Origin of the sequence: Alkalibacterium sp. f15 (genome assembly GCF_049389645.1) — a bacterium.
Lineage (GTDB): Bacteria > Bacillota > Bacilli > Lactobacillales > Carnobacteriaceae_A > Alkalibacterium.
Map to the genome: position 1 here is coordinate 2,558,770 of NZ_CP186540.1, position 19,322 is coordinate 2,578,091.

A 19,322-nucleotide genomic window follows, 5' to 3' on the forward strand; every position below is an offset into this window, starting at 1 on the left:
TCCATCATGGGATTATTTGATAAGATCAAATCAGCTTTTACTGGTACTGAGAAAAAACAAGAACCTGAAGTCAGTAAAGTTAGTGAAATTAGTGAAGACAGCGAAGTCAGTGAAGACAGTAAGGTCGCTGAGATCAGCGAGGTCAGCGAACCGACCGTTGCGAAAGAGTCAACGACCGAAACGATAAGCGACAAACCGGTAGCAGACCCATACGAAAAAGGACTAAAAAAATCCCGCGTAAGTTTTACGCGCCGGTTAAATGAACTCCTGGCCAACTTCCGTTATGAAGATGAAGAGTTTTTTGAAGAACTGGAAGACCTGCTCATCGAATCAGACGTTGGTTTCGAGGCGACGATGTATATCGCCGATACCCTCCGCTATGAAGCAAAGGTACAGAACATGCGCAGCATGAAAGATGCTCAACGTGTGATCGTGAAGACGATGGTCGATATGTATGGGGAAACGAATCCGGATCATCATGTGTTCAATGAAAACAAGGACGGTTTAACGGTTGTCTTGTTCGTCGGTGTGAACGGGGTCGGTAAAACGACTACGATCGCTAAAATGGCCCATCAGTATATTGAAAAAGGGCAGAAAGTCGTGTTGGCAGCCGGAGATACGTTCCGTGCCGGTGCGATCGAACAGCTCCGTATCTGGGGAGACCGTGTCGGTGCTGAAGTCGTTTCAACGAAACAGGGCGGCGATCCTGCGGCCGTTGTCTATGACAGTATCGAAATGGCAAAACAGTCAGGTGCTGACATATTGCTGATCGATACGGCCGGACGTTTACAAAACAAGAAAAACCTAATGAATGAGCTCCAAAAAATGAAACGCGTGATTTCCAGAGAAATTCCGGATGCCCCGCACGAAACACTGCTGGTACTGGATGCAACAACTGGGCAAAACGCCTTGAACCAGGCTAAGATATTTAAAGAAACCACTGATGTGACCGGTATCGTCTTAACTAAAATGGACGGAACGGCTAAAGGTGGGATCGTCCTGGCCATCGGGAAAGAACTCGGTATCCCTGTGAAATTTGTGGGCTTGGGCGAGACGATGAACGACCTGCACCCATTCGATACAGAGAAGTTTGCTTCCGGATTATTCAAAGAATTGATCGCACAGACTAACTGATTTATAAAATGGACATTTGTGCAATCGAAAAGGAGATTATCCAATGGAACTCGAAAAAACATTACGGTTGAATCGGTTATTCTCATTTTACCGTCCGCTGCTCACTTCCAAACAACAGGAATACATGCAGCTTTATTACGGCGATGACTACTCATTGGGAGAAATCGCCGATGCCTTTTCTGTGAGCCGTCAAGCAGTGTACGATAACATCAAACGCTCAGAAGCGATCTTAACTAATTATGAAGAAAAACTGCATCTCGTTGAAGACTTCGAGAAAAAGCAAGAAGCTGTGGAACAATTAAGCCAGTACGTACAAGAACATTACAAGAAAGATACTCAGTTGCTTGAATATATCCAGGCAATTAATCTAGAGACTCTGAGAGAGGAATGAACCAAAGATGGCATTTGAAGGTTTAACCGGTCGTCTGCAAGATGCCTTTTCCGGATTACGCAAAAAAGGAAAGGTAACCGAAGCAGATGTCAAAGACGTGATGCGCGAGGTAAGACTTGCTTTACTCGAGGCTGACGTTAACTATAAAGTAGTAAGAGATTTTGTGAAAACTGTTCGTGAAAAATCAATGGGAGAAGAAGTTCTCGGTAGTTTGAACGGCGGACAGCAAGTGGTCAAGATCGTTAATGACGAATTAACGGCATTAATGGGTAGCGAACAGGAGAAAATTATTTTCGCTGAACCAGGTAAAGGTCCAACCGTCTACATGATGACCGGTTTACAAGGGGCAGGTAAAACAACCACTGCCGGTAAACTAGCCAACTATCTTCGTAAACACGAAAACAAGAAACCAATGATGGTTGCGGCGGATATTTACCGTCCAGCTGCGATCGACCAGCTCCAGACAATCGGTCGCGACCTTGATATTCCCGTCTTCAGCATGGGCGATCAGGTCAGCCCGGTAGAGATTGCTACAAAAGGGATCGAAGAAGCGAAAGCGCAAAACCGTGACGTCGTGATCATTGATACGGCCGGTCGTTTACACATCGATGAAAAATTGATGCATGAACTGGAAGACGTGAAGTCGGCCGTTAACCCGCATGAAATCTTCTTAGTCGTTGATGCCATGACTGGGCAGGACGCAGTCAATGTGGCTGATTCATTTAACGAACAATTAAATATTACCAGTGTCATCCTGACCAAATTAGACGGAGACACACGTGGTGGTGCAGCACTTTCTATTCGTGCCGTTACCAACAAACCGATCAAGTTCACAGGTACCGGCGAGAAGCTGGATGCCTTCGAACCGTTCTATCCAGATCGTATGGCTAACCGTATCTTAGGCATGGGAGACATCCTGACTTTAATCGAACGTGCCCAGCAGGAAGTCGATGAAGACCGTGCGGAAGAAATGGCCAAGAAAATGCGTGAGAATCGTTATGATTTCAACGACTTTATCGAACAAATGGACCAGATGCAGAACATGGGACCACTTGAAGACATTATCAAAATGATCCCCGGCATGAACCAGATGCCTGGTGTGGACAAGTTGGAAGTAGATCCGAAAGATATGGCGCATATGAAAGCCATTGTGATGTCCATGACGACAGAAGAACGGGAAAATCCGGAACTCTTGTCACAGAAACGTCGTCGCCGTATAGCTAAAGGGTCTGCGCGTGACATTGCGGAAGTTCATCGTCTGATCAAACAGTTCAAACAATCCAAAGACATGATGGGTAAAATGTCTAAAGGCAACATGGGCGGAATGGAAAAAATGCTCGGTGGCGGAGTCAAAGGTAAACTTGGTAAAATGGCCATGAACGGCATGTCAAAAACTAATACCCATAAGAAAAAGAAAAAAATCAGACGTAAGAAATAACAAAAATACGATATTGAAAAAGCAGACGATGTAAGTTTTCGTCTGCTTTTTTATTATTTAAATTTGTTTATTTCCTTCTACTGATTTGAAACAGTTACAACAAAAAAACTTCCCCTCCATGTCTGCGTACCATGGAAGGGAAGTTTTTTTAGTGACAAAAATTTTTTTTAACGATTAGAATAACATATTGTCGCTGCCGTAGGTTTCTCCTAATGCTTGCTGTGCAAGAACATTAAGAAAGTTCCAAGGGCGGTTAAATTCTGGTTGGAAGAAGAAGTCTGCAAGTGACAACTGCTCCAATGTCCATCCAGCTGTTATAGCAACAGAAAGAGTATTGATGGCAGGGGTGATATCATGTGTTGACATCAATTGTGCACCCACGATACGGTGACTGTCTTTTTCAAAATGAACTTTCATCAGGACTTTTTCGTCATCTCCCATGAATTTTGGACGTAGTTTTTCTTCCACATATTTACTGTCAACTTCAGCCATCACTGATTCACTGTCAATGTCTTTGACACCAGTTGAAGCAAATTTATGTGTCAAGAGAGACAGACCGGAAGTACCAGCAACTGCAGGCATTTCCATTTTTTTATCACTCATATTTTTTGCCGCAATAGCTGCCTGACGACGGGCGTTTGATGCTAAAGGGATCAGTTTCTTGCCGTTTGTTGGAGCGAATGGAATCTTAACGGCATCTCCTGCTGCAAAGATATCTTTTTGGGATGTTTCCATATACTCATTCACAACGACTGTACCGTCTGTGTCCAATTCCACAATGCCTTCCAGCCATTTGGTATTTGGTCGGACACCCGCAGAAAGAATGACTGTATCTGCTTCATATTCGCCTTTGTTGGTGATGATTTTTTTCACTTCACCGTTTTCACCGACGATTTCTTTGACCATTTCATCTGTACGGACATTGATGCCTGCCTTGCGCATCTCTTCTTCTAGGACATCCGTAAATTCTTTATCCAGATAGGTTTTCAACACACGATCCAGTAGATCAATGACAGTCACTTCAATGCCAGCTTTTGAGAAAGCTTCCACGACTTCAATTCCAATATAACCGCCACCGACGACAACGACTTTTTTGGACTGTGCCATACGGGATTTGATTTTTTCAGCCCAATTACGTCCACGGACGTAGAAAGCATTTTCCAGGTCAGTCCCTTGAATTGGCAATTCAAGAGGCATCGCTCCAGGAGAAAGAAATAACTTATCGTAGCTTTTCTCTGATTCGCCATCCTCGGATTTAACTGTGATGGTTTTTTCAGTTGGATCTATCCCCACAACATCACTGTTCATATGGACGATTACCCCTTGTTCTTTAAAAGAGTCTGCTGTCGCATAGTGAAGCTGATCAGCATTTTTGCTGACATCTTCTAAGTAACTTTGGATTCCGCAGGATAAAAACGACGCGGTAGATCCACGTTCATATAAATGCACCTCAGCATCCGGGTTTTCCTTTAACAGCGTCTCGGTTGCTTCATAACCAGCATGGGACGTTCCAACAACGATAAATTTCATTTACAAATTCCTCCTATTTTAGTAAAGATATGTATAAATAACCACATCTTTGCGCATTCTAACAAAATTCCACTACTATTTGAAGTAATACGCTCAAGACTTTTATTTAAATACTTAAGTCCTTGAGTACATTAAAAAATAATGGATATCACTTTTTCTAAATCCTCCTCATCTTTACCAAGAAAGGTTGGGACAGCATGATGGTTATGCAAATACACAAGAGGTCCACTAACTAAACTCATCAAACAGAACGGTTAGTATCAAAGCTGATTTCGAAAAAAAAGCAGGCGAGAACTTATCTCGGCTGCTTTTCTTTATGGGATTTTTTAACTGGTTTCAGTTTAGTTCGGTACTTTGGAGATTATTTCACTTCGCTAATTACCGAATAAAGTGGCATTCGGTAATTAGCGAAAGACGCTTCATCTCAAAGTGTCGAAGTCTGGCTAGGTTCGGTCGTTAGACTGATCAAAGCTCTCCTAATTACCGAATGAAGGCACGTTCGGTACTTAGGAGAGCACAAAACTTCTCAAAGTGTCGAAGTTGAGCCAAGTTCGGTAAGTTAAATAACCGTTGAAGCGTCAACTTACCGAATATTCCCCGATTCGGTAAGTTATAGACACACTTAAACAGCTATTTACCGAACTTGCAAGCAGACAGGCAACATGGCTCTGAAGGAGTAAGGTATTCTCCAGTAATGATTGGTGTGAATCTTTTCTAGAAATACTGTACTATAAGATTTCACCAAAAATTATATGACCGTAAAAACTACTCGATCTACTAAATAGTTGTTAATTCCAGTCTTCGTACGGATCGATCCAATATTGTTCTTCTTCAACCAGTTTTTTCAGTAGCTCGAGTTCTTCCTCAGATGCTTTTTCGGTGGTGGTTATTAAATTATTCACTTGTGCGGGAGGGATGCCCAGCATTTTTTCGAGTTCTTCTTGAGTAAGTATGCGTTTGTTGATGTAGTTTTCGATTCTGGCTGTATAGATGATCGATTCGATTTCTCGGTCTGACAAGTCTTCGTCTACAGAAAATTCCAGCTTCAATAGTTCTCTAAGAGAAGATATTTCTAGAAGGACACCAATGCCTCTGGCAAAACCTTTTATCTGGCTCATTATAAAGTCATGATCCTCTATCGTCATTTCACTCACTCCGTTTACTTTTACTATATCATAACGTGCTGTTTCGTTACGTGAAAAAGACTGAAAAGGGAAGGGAATACTCCCATACTTTTCAGTCTTTTTATACAAACTATTACCTTAAATTGTTCTTTTTCTTCATATATTCTTCTTCTGATATATTTCCTTTAGCGTACTCTTCATCTAGAATATCTAAAGCCGATTTTTTATTCGTGTGGTAGCCACTTCCTTGTGAGTCTTGTCTAAACAGTAAATACAAAATAATAATAATGAGTATGATCAAAAATAACCCTCCGAACATCATGGAACTGAATCCTCCTCCAAATAAACCGTACATGTTGTGATACATCCTATAATCCTCCTCAAATCTTTTACACTGTTTATTATAAGTAAGGACTATGTAGATTTCATGGAGATTTAAATTTAGTTCATTCATTTGTGTTTTTATAAGTCAAAACATGGTAAGATGTATCATTATGCATATATATATTTATTTATATAAAAATTGAGAGGAGAAGAATCATACTTGAGCAAAAAAAATAATTTTTTATTTATCCTAACAACTACACTAAACGGTTTGCTTGCTACAATTTATCTTTCGGACAATTTTCTAGATGGTCCGATGTTATACAGGCGCTTATTTTTAGGCGGACTGATTTGGTGTATGATCTCATTAGCACTAATCAAACTGTTTCCCGCAAAGTTTGACTGGGGAGATCCAGAAGATCATCTTTAAATATGCTTACATATACAAGTTTAAAATCATTAACAACATACATAAATTTCCCTCTGTAAAGAAAAAACACTTGACGAGCTATTCATTACATGATAAGCTTACCTTCGTGAGTTTGAAAGAGAACTAAACTCAATAAAAAAGTTCTTTAAATTAAAAGAATTCCTTATTATCTTATTAACAGGAGGTGCAAGTATAATGGCAGTAAAAATTCGTATGAAACGTATGGGTTCAAAAAGAAATCCTTTTTACCGTTTGGTTGTTGCTGATTCTCGTTCACCACGTGATGGACGTATCATTGAACAAGTTGGAACTTACAACCCTGTATCAAAACCAGCTGAAGTTAAAATTGACGAAGAACTCGTTATGAAATGGTTGAGAGATGGCGCAAAACCATCAGATACAGTTAAAAACTTATTATCACAAAAAGGAATTATGAAAAAATTCCACGATGAGAAATATAGCAAATAATTGTTCGAATTAAATGAGTCACTTGAGAAGAAAAGAATGGATAGTTAAGTATTGACTGTTCCAGTCTTTTCTTCATTCTATATAGAGAGCATTTAAAAAAAGGATGGTATTATGACTGATACAGATATGAGAGATTTAATCAGAACCATTGTCGAACCACTAGTAAGTCATCCTGAAGACATTAAATTAGATTTAAAAGACACAGATGACTTTCACGAATATTTGTTGTCTGTTCATTCGGATGATGTCGGCCGTGTTATTGGTAAACGTGGACGCATTGCGAAAGCGATAAGATCCATCGTTTACAGTATTCAGTTCGACGGTACTAAACGTGTCCGATTAACAATTGTTGATTAATCAACTGAACAGAAAACCGGGGATGGCTCTTTGAGTTCATCCTTTTTTTGTATCAATATTGAAAAAAGGAAGGATGCAGTTATGGAATATTATGACATTGGTAAAGTGGTCAATACGCACGGCATAAAAGGTGAAGTACGCGTGATCTCAAGCACCACCAATCCCCAAGAGCGTTACTTTAAAGGGGCGACTCTGACCTGGTTTGGTAAAGATGGTGAGAGTGAAGAATTAACCGTCCTTACACACCGTAAACATAAAAACTTTGATCTGGTCGTTTTTGAAGGCTATGATAATGTCAATTATGTTGAAAAATTTATCGGTGGGACCTTGCGCGTAAGTGAAGACTTATTGCTTGAGTTGCCTGATAACGAATTCTATATTCATGAAGTTATTGGCAGCAAAGTCATTATTGAAGAATCAGGTGAAGAAATAGGCACTATAAAAGAAATTTTATCTCCTGGAGCTAATGATGTGTGGGTCGTTCAGCGACCAAACAAGAAAGATTTACTGCTTCCATATATCGAGTCAGTTATTTTGGATGTGGATATTGAAAACCAAGTGGTGAAAGTCCACATCATGGAAGGGTTAGACTAATGATAATAGACGTTGTCACACTCTTTCCTGAAATGTTTGACGGACCGCTTGGTTATTCCATTGTCAAGCGTGCGATCGAAAAAGATATCGTCGAAGTCAACCGCGTTAATTTCAGACAGTTCGGTAAAGGTAAACACCAGCGGGTCGATGATACGCCTTACGGTGGTGGAGCCGGGATGTTACTTAAACCCGAACCATTGTTTGATGCCGTAGATTCGATCAACGAACGTGAGCCCGAAACGAAAAAACGTATCATCTTGATGGATCCAGCCGGTAAACCCTTCAATCAGGCCATGGCTGAAGAATTCTCAGGAGAAGAGCATCTGGTGTTCCTGTGTGGGCATTACGAAGGCTATGACGAACGGATTCGTTCCATGGTGACTGATGAGGTCTCTTTGGGCGATTATGTCCTGACAGGTGGAGAATTGGCCGCTATGGTGATGATCGATGCTACCGTGCGCTTATTACCAGAAGTGTTGGGTAATGCCGATTCAGCTCAAACCGATTCACATTCCAGCGGCTTACTGGAACACCCGCACTATACGCGTCCGGTGGAATACAGGGGGATGAAGGTTCCTGACGTATTGATGAATGGTAATCACGGGTTGATTGCCGAATGGCGTCATAAGGAATCTCTTAAACGCACGTTTGAAAGACGACCGGATATGTTGGCATCTTATGATTTATCTGATCAGGATAAAAAACTTATCGCCGAGTGGAAAACAGAAGAGATGGAGTAAAACCGAGTCCATTTCAATCGACTCAGGTGACAGTAATAAAGGAATTTTTAAAGAAAACAAGTAAAATACCTTTACACCCATATTGTTGTATGGTAGAGTTAATAATTGAGTGGGTAACCACTTTTATTTTCGCAATATTCCGCTGGGACATGCTCTTTATGAGTGTTGCGCGAGAGGAGATGTAAAAATGAACAAATTAATCGATGATATCACAAAAGAACAATTGCGTACTGACTTACCGGACTTCCGTCCAGGAGACAGCGTTACTATTCATGCACGTATTGTTGAGGGTGAACGTGAACGTATTCAGCTTTTTGAAGGCGTGGTAATCAGCCGTCGTGGTGAAGGAATCAGCGAAATGTATACTGTTCGTAAAATTTCTTACGGCGTTGGTGTTGAACGTACTTTCCCAGTACATTCACCTCGTGTTGCAAAAATCGAAGTTACTCGTCAAGGACGTGTACGTCGTGCTAAATTGTACTACTTACGTGAACTACGTGGTAAAGCTGCTCGTATTCCAGAGCGCATCCGTAAAACAAAATAGTCATATATTTAAACATCGTATTCTTTTATTAGAATACGGTGTTTTTTTATGCAAAAATTTCAGAAGTGCTAATATAGACGACTGAGAGCGACCTCTCAGTCACCCTTCTTGAAGATCTCTTAGTTCTGTGCCGACTCACTGAAACTTATGTTTTGAGTTGTCATTATAAGACGATATAGCAGCTAGTCGAATCGTTAACAGTGTTTGAGTTGCTATTATAAGATGATATAGCGGCTAGTCGAATCGTTAACAGCATTTGAGTTGCTATTATAAGACAATATAACGGCAACTCAAATGGCTACCAGCGTTTGGGTTACTATTATAAGACGATATAGCGGCTAGTCGAATCGTTAACAGCATTTGAGTTGCTATTATAAGACGATATAACGGCAACTCAAATGGCTACCAGCGTTTGAGTTGCTATTATAAGGTGATATAATGGCTAGTCAAATCGTTAACAGCGTTTGAGTTGCTATTATAAGGTGATATAGCGGCTAGTCGAATCGTTAACAGCATTTGAGTTGCTATTATAAGGTGATGGTCACAACAATAGCTAGCGAAGAGAGCTCTACGCTTTCCAGATTTCAAAAAAATCATGATTACAGTGTAAACAAACGATATTTATAACCACTTCCAATTATCTGTGACAAATAAAATGAAAGAGAATCCTTTAAGAAGTCTATATTTAGTAAGCGTTTTATGATATAATTATTTTTGTGTGAAACACAGACACGATACTATACTTATTGGGGGATTTATATTATGAGCGTAATCACAGATAAATTTAAACACCTAGCACAAGACAGAAAGATTCAATTCAAAACCAAAGAGTTGGATACACCTATCCATAAAAAAGATGGCGAAACCATTACGCAAAAACAAATCGTTTTCCAAACAGCTTTACGTGTTAACAAAGAGAAAGCTGTCGCATGTGGTGTCATTATTCATGATTCAGAACAACCACGAGTGAACTACCAAATTACTTACAATAAAATTGGTCAGGTGACTGATCGTAATAAAATGCCACAAATCACTTCCGAATTAAATGAAATCAATGCTATGCGTTCAGGTTACTACCGTTTCGTTATTTCAGGAGACGGGGAGATCGTCATGCGTCACTTAGGTATTACTGGCGAAGACGTAAGCCCAATGATGGATGTCTTTGTTTACGGCGGACGTATTTTGAGAGCGTTACTTCCTGAACTTGAAAGAATCGACGGTATTGACGTCGCTCAAGCTAAAACCTAAGAAACGAGGGTGACTCGTGGAAAACCATTTATTTGAAGCAACCGTTCATAACAACGATGGCGTGGAAGGTACAGCTTACGTGGAAGGGGATAACCGCCTTTCCGTCACTGTATCGAGCCCGACGAGCGATAAGCCAGGAACCAATCCTGAAGAATTATTTGGACTATCGCTCACGACCTGTTTGAATGCCACTATACAGGCATTACTTAAAGCGCGCGGTATGGACAATAAAAGCAAAGTCACCGCTAAAGTTCAACTGCGACGTGAAGAAAATGGTGTGGGTTACTACTTCCAGATATACACCTTTGCGGCAATTGAAGGATTGGATCTGATCCGTGCCAACGATATCGTGCAGTCAGCCGATAAACGTTGTCCGGTGGCCAAACTCACTCAGAATGCATCCACCATCGAGCTTGAAACCGTACCATATGAATCATAAGATGAAGACACTGTAGACTCACTCTACAGTGTCTTTTTTCAACTATATATCGTTTAATTTCATTATTCATCTTTAAATGGTTGAAACTTGAAAATCAACTCTTTTTGGGTTATATTTAGAATGAACAGACTGAGAGGAGTGGAATGAAATGGCAACTGAATCAAAAGTAGCTTTGATTGCAGATATTATTGCTTCTAAAAAAATGAAAGAACGCGCACAAACGCAACAGATCTTGTCAGATATATTGGAAGTCATGAACGAGCGGTTTTCAGAACAGCTTGAATCACACTTGACGATTACTTTGGGTGATGAATTCCAGGGAATCGTTAAAGATATGAAAACAGCCTTTTTACTAATCGATTTGATCACGCTGGAACTTCAGCTCAAGACTCATCAGCAACTTGGTGAAGAGATCTCTCTGCGGTGGGGCATTGGTGTAGGGGAGTTGACCACTCCAATCAAGAATAAAAAAGTAAGCATCGGTACGGACGGACCCGCTTATTGGTTTGCTAGAGAAGCCATTGAATCGGTGCATGAAGACGACGATTACGGCCTGCTTAACGAGAAAATAAAAGCGGATCAGCCAGATGATCTTTTCTATAACAGTATCATCCGTCTTCAGAACACGATTCGCAATCAGTGGACTTCCACGCAAAAAGAAACGGTGTACCATGTGTTGAAGGCCAGCGCTTATGAAGACGTGAATAACCAGCGGGTCACAGACGCCTTAGAGGAAGGCCTTAAAAAGTCATTCAGCGCACAGACCATCAGTAAACGCATCATTTCTACTCAAATCAAGCAGTACATCCAGTCCCGCCAACTCCTGGCTGACAAAATCGAAGAGGGGAGAGTCTGATATGATCATTGAAAGTCTTGTTGCCCACCTCATCGGGTATTTCTATTTCCAACCGACCCAAAGTAATGAAGTGGGTGACCGGAAGGTGACTGCCCAACCCTTTCATTATTTGTGGGGTGTAGTGTTTACCACCTTCGTCATAATCGGACTGAACGATTTCACTAGCGACTTTTTGATGAAGTGGCTGGTGATGGCTCTCGGTTTAATGGTCGGGTACATCTTTTATGAAAACAAGCTCAAACGAGGCATCACTCTATTCTTAAACAGTAATCTAACTACGGAACATTCGCTTCACCTATTTTATAACAAGAATCGGTCCATCGTTCAGTTTGTCGTGCACCAGCTGATCTATTTACTTTGGATCCTGATACTGAACAGCTTAGTTGATCTGGCTTTTCACCCACTTATTTTAGTCGGTGTGGTTCTTTTGTTTTTCATACTGCTACTCGGCAGCCTGTTCGCTCTAAACAGCAGTCAGCGCCTCTCTCGTTATCAGGGGAGTGCGTTTTTGAAACAGGTAAGCACTTATATTGTATTGAGTGGAATCACTTTGGTTGTTCTGCAGCTGACTTTGGAAGCATTGGCTGTCATTCAGGATTCTGACTTACCACTGAGTGCCTTCGTTGTGCAGTCGCCGTATGCCGTCCTGATTCGATTGTCACTCGTCTTACTGCTGCTGATGAAGCCGACCAATTTAATTATTCGGGCCATCAGCTCCAAATATGACCCGAAAATAGTCACAACGATAGCCGCGCATTCCGAACAAGATTCTGGCTTTAAAGGGGCTGGTGCCATGATCGGCAATCTGGAACGCCTGCTCATCTTGTTGTCCTTCTTCTTTGGCAGTCTGTTATCCGTCGTTGCGATATTATCCATCAAAGCCTTCGCGCGTTACAAACTCATCGCCGAAGACCCTTACTTTTCCGAGTACTTCGTGATCGGAACGATGCTCAGTGTACTGATCACATTTGCGTGTTATGCCTTGCTCGTACTGATGCTCATCTAGTGTGCTCTATGTTTCTTATTAAAACAGATACTGAAACTATCTTAAAATCTCAATTTTATTATGGACAAACCGCAAATAATATTTTTAGTCTAATGAGTTAAGCCCAAATAGAATCTATATTAAATGAAATTTTAAAGATGATAGATTATTGGAGGATGAAACTTATAGCATAGCACGGTATACATTAATGATATGTATATCGGAGAGGATGAAAAAAATGTTTTTTTTCGAAACCTGTAAATTGTTTTTTGATAAAAATAGTAACAAAGATTTATTCGGGTTGATTGTGGGCTTATTAGCTGTTTTTACATTTGCAAACGTAATGATGCCAGATTGGCCGTTTATGTTTTTTTCCGCTGCTATGATATTTTCAACTGCTTTATATCGTTTTGTCATGGTAAATGATGACTTTGCAAAGAACGATATTAAACTATTGAAAAGAAATAATATAATAGATTTTGTGATTAGTAAAAATGCTTTTTTTTTATTATTTTCTACTGTTATATTCATATTAGTAATCATTAGCAGTAGTATATTCGATAATTCCTTTTTGAGCATTAATTTTTTGATTGAGTTACTAGGATATAACTTTTTTGTTTTAGGTTCTGAAAATATTATCTATATTTTTCATAACAAACCAGTTAAGGGTTATTCGAGTGGATTCAAAAGAAATGAAATAGATGATATTCAAACGGGGATAAAAAATTTTATGGATCAGATTCCATCGCTTATTGCTATAGTATTTTTTGTAATTCTCTTTTTTGTAATTGGGTTTAATCCAAGTATCTACCTTTCATTTTTTTATTATGCTATTTGTATGATTACTCTTATTTATTTTAAAAAACGAGAAAAAACAAATCGAATCCCTTACGTGGTTTAAGCTACGAACGAGCAGGGATCTTTTATAATAACGAATTAACGACCTATGAAGCCTTTGCTCAAATAACCGAAAAAGATGCACGCAAGTTGAAAGTCATCGGCCCCGTCACGATCAAAGAACTGAAGGCAAACGGTGTAGTATTCAAGAAATAGTCCTCTGTTTTACAAGGTTTAGTTACTGGATCTTGAAAAGACCAACTCGCTCATCTCTGGATGCGCGAGTTGAACATTCTAACGGTGAAAATGCAAACTCGTCATTGAAATATATCCGAGTTCAACATCCCGACGGTGAAAGTGCAGATTCAGGAAGTTTTGATTGCTGAATTCGACATTCCCCAGTTTAAAGTGCAGATTCAAAAATTATCGCTTGCTGAATTCAACATTTAGACTCAGAAAGTGTAAATTCACAGAATATTAAAGTATGAGTTCGACATTTCAACAGTAAAAGTGCGGATTCAAATATTTCCGATTACTGAATTCGACATCTGGACTTATAAAGTGCAGACTCAGGTAATTTCCATCTATGAATTCGACAGTCCCCACTCAAAAGTGCGGACCCATTCCTTGCCAGACGCTGAATCTGCATCAAAACCAAAAACAGTCGTCAATCACTTGGTCAATGTTGGTGAAACTAGGCGAGGGCCTAGTTTCTTCTCAAATTCAACTAACGAAAAGAGATTGAACCCTGTCAATCACTTCTTCTAGTCAAAGAGGGTTTGTATCGTGTACAATGGTTTTATATGAAAAAATAATGAGAATAAAAGGAGATACGTATGGTCTTTAAAAAAATCGAAACGCAGAATCTTCCGGATATCCAATCAGAAGGTTACTTATACGAACACGAAGAAACAGGTGCACAGGTTTTATACTTAGCCAATGATGACACCAACAAATCATTTACGATAGGTTTTAAAACCCCGCCTTATAACGACAATGGTATTGCGCATATTTTAGAGCATTCTGTCTTGAATGGTTCTAAGAAATACCCGTCCAAAGAGCCGTTCGTGGAACTGATCAAAGGGTCACTCAATACCTTTGTCAACGCGATGACGTTTTCGGATAAAACGATTTACCCGGTCGCATCCACTAACGAAAAAGATTTTGGCCACTTGATGGGTGTCTATCTGGACGCCGTTTTCCAGCCGAAACTGTATCAGGACCCGCAAATATTGGCACAGGAAGGCTGGCACTATCACCTTGAGAATGAGGATGACGATTTGATTTATAAAGGCGTCGTCTACAATGAGATGAAGGGCGCTGCGGCTTCACCCGAACGTCAGGTATACGATCACGTCGCGGGTCAGCTGTATCCAAACACTGTATACAGCCACAACTCCGGTGGAGATCCTAAAGCCATTCCGACATTAACACAGGAAGAATTTATCACTTTCCACCAAATGTATTACCACCCAAGTAATTCCCTGACAATCGTTTACGGGGATTTAAACATAACCAAACTCTTTGATTCACTTGAAGAGTACTTTACTGGCATGGGTAAACAGGAAGAAACTGTTGACTTATCCATCGAACCGTCACAGCCTAAAGAGTCCGTATATACTGATACCTATTCGATTACAGTCGGTGACGATCCAACGGGTAAAGATTACCTTGCGCTTGGCTGGCACGGTGCACTCCCCGATGAGACGTTAGACATCTTTGGTTTGGAAGTACTGGACGAAATACTTTTCGGAAACAATCAGTCGCCACTTAAAAAAGCATTACTTGACGCTGACATTGGTGGAGACATCGATAGTGACGTGTCCGATATAGGTTATCCAACAGCCTTTTTAATCATGGCTAAATATTCAAGTGCCGATAAAATGCCGCAATTCAAACAGGTAGTAGACGATACCCTGACTGAATTAGTGGAAAAAGGGATCAACAAAGACCTGATTCAGGCAGCCTTGAACAAAATCACTTTCCAGACCCGTGAAGCGGCGATCTCGGAAGACAATCCGCGTGGGGTCATTTATGCCATTCAAGCACTGAATACCTGGTTATATGGAAAAGATCCATTTGTTAATTTACAGTTTAACCATTACTTGAAAGAGCTGGCTAAAAAAGTAGACGAAGGATACTTCGAAGACCTTATCAAACGCAAACTTTTAAATAACGACGTGTTTACGCAAGTGATTCTGAAAGCTGAACCAGGAAAAAGCGATAAATTAGAAACAGAAACACTGAAAAAACTCCAAGAATATAAAGGGAATATTTCAGATGAGGAAAGAGCACAGATCATCAAAGAAACGCAGGCATTGATCGAACGTCAAGAAACTCCCGATAGTCCTGAAGACCTGGCTAAGATTCCAACTTTAAGACGTGAAGACTTGACCACGGATGAACAGGACTACCCGATCGAAGAAAGCGCGTTTAACGAAGACACTTCTTTCTATCACGCGGAACAGTTCACTTCAGGCATCGATTACATCAACTTGTACTTCGACATTAAAGATTTCAAAGCAGACGAGTATTCGCTCCTAGGGTATTTCAGTCACTTGCTCGGCAAGCTGGCTACAGAGAAGTATGACGAAGCGGACTTGCAAACGGAAATGGATACGCACACAGGCGGTATTTACGGCAGTGTGGCTGTTTATGAAGACAAAGAAGGAATCGTCAAACCTTACTTCAAACTAAGCGGCAAAGCCTTGTCTGCTTCTCTAGAGGACTTGGTTGGCTTGATGAAGGAAATCATGCTGCATACACAGTTTGACAAAAAGGCGGAACTCCTGAAAATCACTCAGCGTCTTCTTTCTAATTTTGAGCAGAAAATCAATTTCAGTTCACACGCTATCGTCGCTAACCGCGCCTTGAGCCAAGTGAAGCCTGCTGTGAAAATCAGTGAATCGGTCAATGGCATCGATCAGTTCAATTATCTGAAAGTGGTGCGTGACGAGTTGAAATCTGACTCAGTCGAACTGAATGATAAATTAACTCAATTATTAACGAAACTCTTGAATAAACGACGCTTACATGTTCTCTATACGGGTGGTTCTGACCGTAAAGACGAGGTCAAAGACGTCTTGATTTCGGCCTTTGCTTCCTTACCAAGTGAACCTCTTGGCGAAGCCGTCACTTACAAAGCTGGGACAAAGCAAAATGAAGCATACGTCACCGCGCAGGATGTAAACTACGTCGGACTTGGTAGTGACGCTACAGGAACACTTGACTATACTGGCATGTCCTTGGTCTTGTCAACGGCTTTCCGCTTCGATTACCTGTGGAATGAAATCCGCGTAAAAGGTGGCGCATACGGTTCGCTTTACCAGCACAATCGTACCGGCAGTTTAGCATTAGGTTCCTACCGTGACCCAAATATCGGTAAAACGCTGGCCGTGTACAAAAACATGCCGACGTACGTCAAAGAACTGACGCTTTCAGAATCTGAACTCTTGAAATACATCATCGGGTCACTCAGCCCGCTTGAGCAGCCAAAATCGGCAGAGAGCAAAGGACTCACAGCATTCAATCGACTCAAACGCAACATCACCAAAGAAGACATCGTTCAGTTGAAAGAAGAAATTCTGGCAACCGATACAGATAAACTGTCTGCCTTACACGACGGCTTCACCAAAGTCATTGATGCCGGCTCAGTGGTCGTCATTGGCAACAAAGCACAAATCGAGAATGAAAAAGACTTGTTCGACAAAATTTACGATCTTTATTGATCAATCAAGATAATCGGTTAACTCAAAGGAAAGAGCCTTATTAAATTAAGGCTCTTTTTCTTAGAGTATACATATAAAAAATATGCGAAATGGGGTCGATTCAATATGATAGACAGTTATGAAACTATGCCAAAGTCAACCGCTCAAGTCAAAGGGATGAAGGTCGTTACCGGAAACAAACAAAATATCCGAGGACAAATCTTAGATGAAGACCTGGTATATCAAAGAAAAAACAATAAAAATTTAAAGATCCGCATGGTCTATCCGCAGGGGTATGAATTGAAACCGCCTTATCCTGTCCTCGTGCATATACAAGGATCCGGATGGTTCAAACAAGATCTTAATAATATACTATTAGACTTCAATGATATTGTGCGCCATGGTTTTGTCCTGGCTATCGTGGAATACTTACCTATCCCAGATGCAATATTCCCAAGTCATATTCACGATGCCAAAACGGCTGTCCGGTATCTGAATACACACGCAAAAGAGTTACAACTCGATATGAATAACCTCTTTCTGTCTGGGGATTCCAGCGGAGGTCATACGGCTGCTATGTGCTGGGCCACATGGCAGACAGCTATGCTGGATAACACAACCGAGCCACTTCCGGATATCAGAGCCTGTGTGGACTTATACGGGGTCACAGATTTCGAAGCAATAACTCACCAGCCATCTGCCACGGATCACACAAAAGCGACGAGTCCCGAGAATCTGTTGTTATCCGATTTTATCAAAGGTAAAAAAGGCGCTCATATAAACCAGGCATCAGTAAATTATTATATGGATCAGCACAAACCGACCATTCCACTATTGATCATGCATGGTAACAAAGATACTGTCGTCCCGTTCGAACAAAGTGTCCTGCTTTATGAAGCCTGCAAGAATCACCAGCTGGAGGCTGATTTTTATTGTGTCGACGATGCTGACCACGGTGGCAGCATTTTCTACACCGAGGAAGTCATCGCAATTATTCGTGACTTTTTAACTGATCATTTGAATTGAATGAAAATAGAGAATTATTCTGAAGAAATATATTGATAGCTTCTTATACTTATATACTTATATACTTATATACTTAATTCACATATTGAATTAAGTCGAAATACGTTTATACTGGAGAGAGGTAGTTAAATCTTTAAGGGGAGAAGGGGGAGGAAAGCTTGACACTCTTTTATTTCGCACTGATTGCGAGTGGTATCGTGTTATTCTTCAAAGATACAACAGGATTAAATCGCTTATATAAAGCCATCGATACATACACGCAGCAATTTAAAGTCGCTACGTTCATGTATATCGGAATAATGGGCATGGTGCTTGTGCCGTTAGATTTCATTGATCTGTCAATGATCGGTTTGTATGCTATGGCTTATCTTTTTGTCGGAGTGATCATGTATGGTCTCTACCGAAGACAACCCTTTAAAGTACTGAAATACGTCAGTTTAGTGCATGTACTAGGTCTACTTGGACGTTTAGTGGTTGAATGGCAGCCACTGAAACCATTAACACTGATCACTATTCTTATCTATGCAGCTATTATTCCACTTTATATTTACATCATACAATTGGTCCTCACGCTCAATTTTTTTTCATCACACGAATAAGCTATCACTAAATCAATCATTAGACTTAACAAGCTAAATGATACAGAAAAGGAAGGTACCATGAAAAATTCAAAGAAAAGACTATTTTTATATATCGTATTACTATTGATCTCGTTAGCTGTATTTTACATATACACACCAGCGCTCAATATTCACTCTCAGGAGTTCAGATTCCTAATTATAATGCTGACGGTCGCGGTCATTGCTATCGAAATAACGATAGACGGCCAATCTTTCTATAATAAAAAACTGAAATATGGCGCTTTCATCATCCCCATACTAATTGTTATAGGGATTGCAGTGGGCAACTTAGTTAATGGCGTCCTGTTTCGTGCCACTGATTATGCTGACTTGATTGAAGTCGAAGAAAAAAACTTTCAAGAAGATTACCCGGCCATGGACGAATCATCGATCCCGATGATGGATAGAGATACGGCTCAACGTCTAGGGGACAGACGAATCGGTTCAATCAGTGAACTCGTTTCTCAATTCGTTCCAGCAGAGACCTATACGTAAATCAATATCGATAACGAACCTTACCGTGTCACACC

20 protein-coding genes are annotated in these 19,322 nt (G+C 40.5%); 17 read left to right on the forward strand and 3 right to left on the reverse strand.

Features of this window, described 5'->3' with window-relative positions; translation table 11 throughout:
* Positions 1-6: 6 nt before the first annotated feature.
* From ftsY to ffh, 3 genes are read left to right on the forward strand one after another with little or no spacing between them, the layout of a single operon-like run.
* Entirely contained in the window at positions 7-1,134 is a 1,128-nt protein-coding gene (gene ftsY, locus ACO1PF_RS11995; RefSeq protein WP_423189292.1) for a signal recognition particle-docking protein FtsY, read from the forward strand.
* Positions 1,135-1,177: 43 nt separating this feature from the next.
* Positions 1,178-1,525 carry a putative DNA-binding protein gene (locus tag ACO1PF_RS12000; protein ID WP_423189293.1) on the forward strand — a complete coding sequence of 116 codons (348 nt, stop codon included), beginning with the start codon at positions 1,178-1,180 and terminating at the stop codon, positions 1,523-1,525.
* Positions 1,526-1,532: 7 nt separating this feature from the next.
* Entirely contained in the window at positions 1,533-2,963 is a 1,431-nt protein-coding gene (gene ffh, locus ACO1PF_RS12005; RefSeq protein WP_423189294.1) for a signal recognition particle protein, read from the forward strand.
* 174 nt (positions 2,964-3,137) lie between these two features.
* On the opposite strand, the gene ACO1PF_RS12010 is transcribed toward ffh, so the two are convergent.
* The 3 genes from ACO1PF_RS12010 to ACO1PF_RS12020 form a co-directional block, all read right to left on the reverse strand.
* On the reverse strand, positions 3,138-4,493 hold the full coding sequence (locus ACO1PF_RS12010; RefSeq protein WP_423189295.1) for an FAD-dependent oxidoreductase: 1,356 nt from the start codon (positions 4,491-4,493) through the stop codon (positions 3,138-3,140).
* A gap of 788 nt (positions 4,494-5,281) precedes the next feature.
* Positions 5,282-5,638 carry a hypothetical protein gene (locus ACO1PF_RS12015; RefSeq protein ID WP_423189296.1) on the reverse strand — a complete coding sequence of 119 codons (357 nt, stop codon included), beginning with the start codon at positions 5,636-5,638 and terminating at the stop codon, positions 5,282-5,284.
* A 112-nt stretch (positions 5,639-5,750) separates the two neighbouring features.
* Positions 5,751-5,984: an SHOCT domain-containing protein gene (locus ACO1PF_RS12020; protein ID WP_423189297.1), complete on the reverse strand. Its 234-nt coding sequence runs from the start codon at positions 5,982-5,984 to the stop codon at positions 5,751-5,753.
* A 582-nt stretch (positions 5,985-6,566) separates the two neighbouring features.
* Here ACO1PF_RS12020 and rpsP point away from each other — a divergent pair.
* From rpsP to ACO1PF_RS12090, 14 genes are all read left to right on the forward strand, one after another.
* Positions 6,567-6,839, forward strand: a complete 273-nt coding sequence (gene rpsP / locus ACO1PF_RS12025) for a 30S ribosomal protein S16 (RefSeq protein ID WP_423189298.1) — start codon at positions 6,567-6,569, stop codon at positions 6,837-6,839.
* Positions 6,840-6,950: 111 nt separating this feature from the next.
* The gene (locus ACO1PF_RS12030) at positions 6,951-7,196 is read left to right on the forward strand and encodes a KH domain-containing protein (protein ID WP_071847163.1); all 246 of its coding nucleotides are present in this window, start codon (positions 6,951-6,953) and stop codon (positions 7,194-7,196) included.
* An 81-nt stretch (positions 7,197-7,277) separates the two neighbouring features.
* Positions 7,278-7,790 (forward strand): ribosome maturation factor RimM, encoded by a 513-nt coding sequence (gene rimM, locus ACO1PF_RS12035; RefSeq protein WP_423189299.1) that lies wholly within the window; start codon positions 7,278-7,280, stop codon positions 7,788-7,790.
* Positions 7,790-8,530 (forward strand): tRNA (guanosine(37)-N1)-methyltransferase TrmD, encoded by a 741-nt coding sequence (trmD, locus tag ACO1PF_RS12040; protein WP_423189300.1) that lies wholly within the window; start codon positions 7,790-7,792, stop codon positions 8,528-8,530. Before rimM ends, trmD begins: the two co-directional genes overlap by 1 nt.
* A 187-nt stretch (positions 8,531-8,717) precedes the next feature.
* Positions 8,718-9,074 (forward strand): 50S ribosomal protein L19, encoded by a 357-nt coding sequence (rplS, locus tag ACO1PF_RS12045; RefSeq protein WP_423189301.1) that lies wholly within the window; start codon positions 8,718-8,720, stop codon positions 9,072-9,074.
* A 762-nt stretch (positions 9,075-9,836) separates the two neighbouring features.
* Positions 9,837-10,322 (forward strand): hypothetical protein, encoded by a 486-nt coding sequence (locus tag ACO1PF_RS12050; protein WP_423189302.1) that lies wholly within the window; start codon positions 9,837-9,839, stop codon positions 10,320-10,322.
* A gap of 16 nt (positions 10,323-10,338) precedes the next feature.
* Positions 10,339-10,761 carry an OsmC family protein gene (locus tag ACO1PF_RS12055; RefSeq protein WP_423189303.1) on the forward strand — a complete coding sequence of 141 codons (423 nt, stop codon included), beginning with the start codon at positions 10,339-10,341 and terminating at the stop codon, positions 10,759-10,761.
* 148 nt (positions 10,762-10,909) lie between these two features.
* On the forward strand, positions 10,910-11,617 hold the full coding sequence (locus ACO1PF_RS12060) for a SatD family protein (RefSeq protein ID WP_423189304.1): 708 nt from the start codon (positions 10,910-10,912) through the stop codon (positions 11,615-11,617).
* A gap of 1 nt (position 11,618) precedes the next feature.
* A complete protein-coding gene (locus ACO1PF_RS12065; protein WP_423189305.1) occupies positions 11,619-12,623 on the forward strand; it encodes a hypothetical protein in 1,005 nt (334 codons plus the stop codon).
* Positions 12,624-12,831: 208 nt separating this feature from the next.
* Positions 12,832-13,503 carry a hypothetical protein gene (locus tag ACO1PF_RS12070; RefSeq protein ID WP_423189306.1) on the forward strand — a complete coding sequence of 224 codons (672 nt, stop codon included), beginning with the start codon at positions 12,832-12,834 and terminating at the stop codon, positions 13,501-13,503.
* A 772-nt stretch (positions 13,504-14,275) separates the two neighbouring features.
* The gene (locus ACO1PF_RS12075) at positions 14,276-17,167 is read left to right on the forward strand and encodes an insulinase family protein (RefSeq protein WP_423189307.1); all 2,892 of its coding nucleotides are present in this window, start codon (positions 14,276-14,278) and stop codon (positions 17,165-17,167) included.
* A gap of 105 nt (positions 17,168-17,272) precedes the next feature.
* The gene (locus tag ACO1PF_RS12080) at positions 17,273-18,172 is read left to right on the forward strand and encodes an alpha/beta hydrolase fold domain-containing protein (RefSeq protein ID WP_423189308.1); all 900 of its coding nucleotides are present in this window, start codon (positions 17,273-17,275) and stop codon (positions 18,170-18,172) included.
* A gap of 158 nt (positions 18,173-18,330) precedes the next feature.
* The gene (locus ACO1PF_RS12085; protein WP_423189309.1) at positions 18,331-18,771 is read left to right on the forward strand and encodes a hypothetical protein; all 441 of its coding nucleotides are present in this window, start codon (positions 18,331-18,333) and stop codon (positions 18,769-18,771) included.
* 60 nt (positions 18,772-18,831) lie between these two features.
* A complete protein-coding gene (locus tag ACO1PF_RS12090; RefSeq protein WP_423189310.1) occupies positions 18,832-19,287 on the forward strand; it encodes a hypothetical protein in 456 nt (151 codons plus the stop codon).
* Positions 19,288-19,322: the final 35 nt, after the last annotated feature.

What these genes read in the sequence shown, in the direction of transcription:
- ftsY (WP_423189292.1), top strand. Translation starts at nt 7, where the DNA reads ATGGGATTATTTGATAAGATCAAATCAGCTTTTACTGGTACTGAGAAA.
- ACO1PF_RS12000 (WP_423189293.1), top strand. Translation starts at nt 1,178, where the DNA reads ATGGAACTCGAAAAAACATTACGGTTGAATCGGTTATTCTCATTTTAC.
- ffh (WP_423189294.1), top strand. Translation starts at nt 1,533, where the DNA reads ATGGCATTTGAAGGTTTAACCGGTCGTCTGCAAGATGCCTTTTCCGGA.
- ACO1PF_RS12010 (WP_423189295.1), bottom strand. Translation starts at nt 4,493, where the DNA reads ATGAAATTTATCGTTGTTGGAACGTCCCATGCTGGTTATGAAGCAACC.
- ACO1PF_RS12015 (WP_423189296.1), bottom strand. Translation starts at nt 5,638, where the DNA reads ATGACGATAGAGGATCATGACTTTATAATGAGCCAGATAAAAGGTTTT.
- ACO1PF_RS12020 (WP_423189297.1), bottom strand. Translation starts at nt 5,984, where the DNA reads ATGTATCACAACATGTACGGTTTATTTGGAGGAGGATTCAGTTCCATG.
- rpsP (WP_423189298.1), top strand. Translation starts at nt 6,567, where the DNA reads ATGGCAGTAAAAATTCGTATGAAACGTATGGGTTCAAAAAGAAATCCT.
- ACO1PF_RS12030 (WP_071847163.1), top strand. Translation starts at nt 6,951, where the DNA reads ATGACTGATACAGATATGAGAGATTTAATCAGAACCATTGTCGAACCA.
- rimM (WP_423189299.1), top strand. Translation starts at nt 7,278, where the DNA reads ATGGAATATTATGACATTGGTAAAGTGGTCAATACGCACGGCATAAAA.
- trmD (WP_423189300.1), top strand. Translation starts at nt 7,790, where the DNA reads ATGATAATAGACGTTGTCACACTCTTTCCTGAAATGTTTGACGGACCG.
- rplS (WP_423189301.1), top strand. Translation starts at nt 8,718, where the DNA reads ATGAACAAATTAATCGATGATATCACAAAAGAACAATTGCGTACTGAC.
- ACO1PF_RS12050 (WP_423189302.1), top strand. Translation starts at nt 9,837, where the DNA reads ATGAGCGTAATCACAGATAAATTTAAACACCTAGCACAAGACAGAAAG.
- ACO1PF_RS12060 (WP_423189304.1), top strand. Translation starts at nt 10,910, where the DNA reads ATGGCAACTGAATCAAAAGTAGCTTTGATTGCAGATATTATTGCTTCT.
- ACO1PF_RS12065 (WP_423189305.1), top strand. Translation starts at nt 11,619, where the DNA reads ATGATCATTGAAAGTCTTGTTGCCCACCTCATCGGGTATTTCTATTTC.
- ACO1PF_RS12070 (WP_423189306.1), top strand. Translation starts at nt 12,832, where the DNA reads ATGAAAAAAATGTTTTTTTTCGAAACCTGTAAATTGTTTTTTGATAAA.
- ACO1PF_RS12075 (WP_423189307.1), top strand. Translation starts at nt 14,276, where the DNA reads ATGGTCTTTAAAAAAATCGAAACGCAGAATCTTCCGGATATCCAATCA.
- ACO1PF_RS12080 (WP_423189308.1), top strand. Translation starts at nt 17,273, where the DNA reads ATGATAGACAGTTATGAAACTATGCCAAAGTCAACCGCTCAAGTCAAA.
- ACO1PF_RS12090 (WP_423189310.1), top strand. Translation starts at nt 18,832, where the DNA reads ATGAAAAATTCAAAGAAAAGACTATTTTTATATATCGTATTACTATTG.